The 5760-nt window shown below is 61.9% G+C and carries 3 protein-coding genes; all 3 read left to right on the top strand.

What is annotated here, in order from left to right; all coding sequences use genetic code 11:
• Positions 1-1491: alpha-L-fucosidase (locus tag SFU85_00245; protein ID MDX6765198.1), on the top strand; the 1491-nt coding region annotated here is incomplete at its 5' end.
• 18 nt (positions 1492-1509) lie between these two features.
• Positions 1510-5583, top strand: coding sequence for a PA14 domain-containing protein (locus SFU85_00240; GenBank protein ID MDX6765197.1), 4074 nt, complete (start codon positions 1510-1512; stop codon positions 5581-5583).
• A partial coding sequence (locus tag SFU85_00235) for an alpha-L-fucosidase (GenBank protein MDX6765196.1) occupies positions 5580-5760 on the top strand: 181 nt, incomplete at its 3' end. The genes SFU85_00240 and SFU85_00235, both read left to right, overlap by 4 nt.

The raw sequence follows: 5760 nt of genomic DNA, 5'->3' as shown, positions 1-5760 counted from the left end.
GGTGAATGGATCATGAATTGCGGTGATATCCCCGTCGCTGATTACAAGACGCTCGCCACCCAATTCAACCCGACAAAGTTTGACGCGGAATCCTGGGTCGTCCTTGCCAAAGAGGCCGGCATGAAATACATCGTCATCACCACCAAGCACCACGATGGCTTCGCGATGTTCCGTTCCGAGGCGAGCGCCTACAACATTCACGACGCCACCCCCTTCAAGCGTGATCCGCTGAAAGAACTCGCCATCGCACTCCCCAAGCGCGGCATCCGCCTTGGTGCCTATTACTCCATCCTTGCGGACTGGGGTCACCCCGGTGGCGGCGCCGGCCAACCCAAGTGGGACCCCGCCCAGAATGGCTCGCTGGATGCCTACCTCGACGGCGTCGCCATCCCGCAGCTCCGCGAAATACTCACCCGCTACGGCCCCATCGGCGTCCTCTGGCTTGACAACGATGGCACCCCGCGTGCCTCCGCTGAGCAGGTCTCCCGCATCGCCGAGGCCATCAAGCTCCAGCCTGAGGCTATCGTCACCCCGCGTCTCCTGGGCTATCCCAGCGATTTCGACACAGCGGAAGGCCATATCCCCATCCAGCCTCCCTCCCGCGACTGGGAACTTTGCACAAAAATCAACCCCAACTGGGGGTACACGCCCGCGCCCGCACGGCCGCTGAAGACGCTTCTCGAAGAACTCACCGAGGCCTGGGGCAAGGGCGGCAATGTCCTCCTCAACGTCGGTCCCGACGCCGAGGGTCTCATTCCCGCCGACTCCGCCGAGCGCCTACGCGGCATTGGCGCTTGGCTTAAGGTCAACGGAGAGGCCGTCTACGGCAGCACACGCGGCCCTTTCGACTATCTGCCTTGGGGCTACACCACGCGCAAGTCCGGAAAACTCTACCTCCTCGTACAAAGCTGGCCTGCCGACGGATTTTTGCGCCTTCCGCTCGCTCTACCCGCTGGTAAGGCCCGCCTGCTCGGATTCCCCGAGGCAGGCATCAAGCTGCGCCCGCCAGTCGGTGGAATCACCACTCTCGAACTCCCGTCCAAGCCCCCGGTGGAGGTGCCGGTCATCTCATTGGACGTCCCGGGCGAGATTCCACGCCTGCGTTCGCTCACTTATGGCGCGCGTGTCACCGCCTCCGAGAACCAAGCCAAGGCCGATGTCGTCATCCAAGGCGGCGACGCGCCGGCTCCCGCCGACTGGCGCACCAACTCCAGTAAAGGGGTGCTCGAGTTTGACCTCGCCGCTCCTGCTACTTTCGGCGTCATCCGGCTCACGACCCCCTACACCTCACCCACGCGCCTCCTCGTCGAGACCGGCACCGTCGAGGGCTGGAAAACCCTCTGGGACGTCACCAATCCCAAGGGCAATGACTGGACTGTGAATGTGCCTGTCACCACCGCGTCACGGGTACGTCTGACCGTCGAAAGCGCAAAGACCAACGTGCGTGTCGGCCTCTTCGAGCTCTTCCCCGATGCCTCTTCACATCCCTGATTCCACACCCCTTTTGCAATGACCGTTCATCTGAAGATCATCCTCAATGCGGCCGCATTCTTTGCGCTGAACTACGCATCCTTCGCTGCCGATAAAGTCCAGACCGTGGATGGCACCGAGGTGCGCGTCTTTTCCGCCGTGCCCAAGCCTGGGATGCATCCGCGGATATTCATTTCGCCCGAGGACTTGACCGGACTGCGCCAGGCGGTGGCCAGCTCCCCGGCGAAGTCGGGGCATTATGCGAACCTGAAGAAGATGGTGGCGGAGACTCTGGACAATCCTTCCAAGCCGGAGGGCAAAGTACTTGCGGCAGTTGCCGGAGGAACCGTGCCGACCGATGCCCACTTTGCTTCGGCCACCGGGCTGAGCCAGCAGCTCGCGCTCGCCGGTCTCGACGCGCTGATCACGGAGAACAAGGAGCGCGGGGCCTTGTTGGCCCGGACGCTCTCCCTGTATGGCGATTACCAACTCCGCACCTGGGTCCGCCAGCCGGACCCGGTCGGGCTGCACAATAGTTTCGATTCCCAGTTCTGCCTGGCCTATGATTTCATCGCCCCGTGGATGGACGAAGCCCAGCGCAAACCGGCGCGCCAGTTCATTGCGCGGATGATCGATGGTATCAACCTCTTCACGCATGACTGGCCCTCGCACATGCGGATGTGGAACTGGGCCGGCCTTCATGTTTATCAAGGCTGGGGGTCGCTTGCGATCGAGGGCGAGGAGGGGTGGAATCCTCACCTTTGGAACCAAGCCCGCCGGATCATCCGCGATTTCTTTTCCTACAATGTCCACCCATCCGGTGCCCTCACCGAGGACATCACCTATTTCTCGTTTGCCATGCGCGGCGCCGGCCCCGCCGTCATTGCCATGGCCCGGCGCGATGACCTTGATGTCCTTGGCAAAGGTTCGAATCTCCGGCAGCTCCGCAACCATCTGATCAACCAACTCCATCCCTGGGGTGAAGGATTCATGAGCCACCAGGATGGCGGGGGTGACGGCTTCTATGCGATGTGGCCGATGCTGAAATATCTTTATCCGACCGATCCGGCCCTCGATTTCGCCTACCGCAACCGAGTCGGTCCCGATTACATGAAAGGTGTCGGAGGCAATGACGGCGACATCCGGCCCTGGGCCACGGTCCTCTTTGGCACCGAGTTTTTCCCCGAGCCCGTCCCGCCCGCCACACAAAAACTCCCCCTCACGTATTTCTGTCCAACGCGAAGCTACCTTGTCACCCGCAGTGCCTGGGACAAGGACGCGGTCAAACTCGATTTTGAGGCCAAGACTGATTATCCCACGGTCGGCCACAATCATGCGGACGCGAACAACTTCACCCTCGCCGCGCTCGGCCGGGAGTGGGCCACCGAGCTCGGCTACCACGCCGCTTCCGGTCATTTGCACAACAATGTGGTCATTGACGGGCGTTCCCAATCCCCCTGGCCCATGCCCGGTGGCCGCTGGATCGACCTCATTGATCGGCCGGAGGCCACCATCGGCGTGGCCGACGCCAGCCATGCCTACAACTGGCGTTGGACGAATTCCGGTTGGGGCGTGAAAAACGACCCTCCGCCGGACTACGTGAAGTGGGAACTGGAAACGCTCCCCGAGGTCCGCGCCTTCGTCAAAGAGCAGGCCGATTCCGGCAAGGGTCGCCAGAGCATCTTCGAACACCACGGACCCGTCCTCCGCGGGGAGTGGAATCCAGTCGAAAAAGCTTTCCGCACCGCCGCGCTTGTCCGCGGTAAATGCCCTTATCTCTTCATCGTTGACGACATCCGCAAGGACGACGCAATCCGACTCTACGAATGGGCCATGTTCATGCCCGAAGACGTGGAAGTCATCCGCACCGGCCCGCGCTGGATCGTGCTCGGCGCAAAGGAAATTCCGGCCGATCCGAAAATCAAGGAAGCCAAGCCCAGGCCCGACAAACGCCGGCTTCTCGTCCAAATCGTCGACGTGAACCTCGCCTCGGATAAGGACGGCATGGCCATCGCTCTCGAAAACACTCCCATCACCAACGAGCCCTACGAGAACTCGAAACCGCGCAATCGGCTGGTCATCCCTGCGCGTTCCTCCGATCCTCGTTACAAGGTCCTGCTATATCCCCACTATGAGGGCGATCCTCTTCCCGATGTGATCTGGAATGGGGAACACAACGCCGTCCAATTGGTCTTCCCGGATCAGACCGACCGCTGGTCCTTCGCCGATGCCCAGGACGGGCGTACTGCCATGAACCTCGATCGTGACGGCCGCCGCGTCGCCGCCGTCCAGGCCGCGCCCGCCGCACCCCGCATCATCTCCTCCCCACGCATGTTCACCAGCCGTTTGCGTGTCGAATTGGCCCTTCCGGGACAGGGACAGGAAATCCGCTACACCCTCGACGGAAGCGAGCCCGGTCCGAAATCCACCCACTATGCCGGCCCCTTCTGGATCTCCAAGAACTGCCGATTGAAAGCGGCCACCTTCGCCCGCGGTTGGGAATTCGGGAAATCCAACCGCAGTCCGATCACCGAGGCCTCCTTCACCCGTGCCGATTTCCGCCAGCCGGTCGAACCGGCCGATACCGAACCCGGCCTCAGGGCCGTTGTGTATAGCGGATTCTGGAACAAGCTGCCCGATTTCTCCGAGGAGAAACCCCTCTTCACTTCATCGGTCCCGGGCTTCTCCCTCCCCTCGGCCACTCCGCCCAAGGGCTTCGGGGTTGAATTCTCCGGTTTCATCCGCGTTCCCGCGGATGGCGTCTACGTCTTCAGCCTGCGCAACGACGATGCCTCCAAGCTTTGGATAGGCGACCAACTGGTGGTTGACAACGACGGCGCCCACATCGTTGGCACCCGGACAGGCGAGGTCGCCCTCAGGGCCGGACTCCATCCGATCCGCGTCGGCTACTGCGATGCGGCCCTCGCCCTCGGAACCGGTAAGGGAGATGGATCCTGGGCCTTTGCGGTCGGATGGGCCCCTCAGGGTTCCGCGCCCGCCCCGATTCCCGAGGATGTGCTCGTCCGCGCGTCCGGCCTCCAGTCCACCGCGCCCGCCCCGGAAAAAATCGATAGCGCAGGTCAGCTCAAAACCGTTCCGGGGCTGGTTTATTCCGCCTACGACCGGTCGCAGGAAACCGGCCAACCCGTCTACTTTGAGACCCCCGCGGACCGCATGCGCTGGCGCACCACCGCCGACCTCATCACCGAACCGGATTCCTCGCCCGGGTTGCTGCATGTCTATGAGGGTTTCCTGCTCGTTCCCCATGCCGGGGAATACCAATTCCAGCTCAGCGTTTCCGGTGTCGCTGAACTTGCGCTCGGCAAGTCGGTGGTGGCACGCGTTGGCGCCGGTGAAGCCAACACCGCGCGCTCCACCCTCCTTCCGGAGGGTTTGGTGCCCTTCACCCTCAAACTTGGAAAATACAAGGGACCGGTACTTTGGAGGGGCCCGGGGATGGATTGGCAATCCATCGCGAGTCGGGACCTCTTCCGCAGGCAGGAAACAGTCAAGGTGATCCGTCAGGGCGATTTCCTCGGCTATTGGTCCGCCGGGAAAATCGAGAACAACCGCTTGGTGAACCTCTCCGGCGGTGCGGCGGGTTCGCTAGCGCTCCCAGATGGCACCCTCGTGGTGGACGACCCGGAAACAGGCAAAGCCCTGCGTTTGGAGAACTCGTCCATCATCCGACTCCAACCCACCGGCATCCTTGCCAATGAGCTGACCGTCAGTTTCCGCCTGAAGGCGGTCAAGAACGCCGTTCTCTTCCGCTACGGTTACGCCCACTTCGGGGTCTTCGCCAACATTAACAATGGGGATGTGTTAGGAGGAGGCGGAGGCGTCCACAGCGCATACTCGACCAAAGGGGGGAAACTTAAGGATGACAAATGGCACACCGCCACCTTCACCTATGGCGGTATCCCGTTGCGCAAAATCCAAGTCTATCTCGACGGTCGGTTCGAGGGAGAGGGACGCAGTAAATCTCCCTGCCTGACGGACAATCTGGAATTCTTGAACGACTTCACCGGTGACGTCGCCGAAATCCGTCTTTACAACCGCATTCTCTCCCCAGAAGAAATCAAGGACCTCGTCGGAAAGACCCCAAAACCATGAAACCATTGCTTGCCCACGCCTTGGTGTTGCTCATCCTCGCCTCCTCGGCCCCCGCCGCCACACCACGCCCTGTTCCGGAGGAATCCGGCAAAACACGCATGCAATGGTGGCGCGAAGCCCGCTTCGGCATGTTCATCCACTGGGGTTTGTATGCCGTGCCCGCCGGTGAGTGGCGGG

It is taken from the genome of Candidatus Methylacidiphilales bacterium (assembly GCA_033875315.1).
GTDB lineage: Bacteria > Verrucomicrobiota > Verrucomicrobiia > Methylacidiphilales > CAZTYG01 > JANRJG01.
This window is presented reverse-complemented; position numbering and strand designations above follow the sequence as displayed.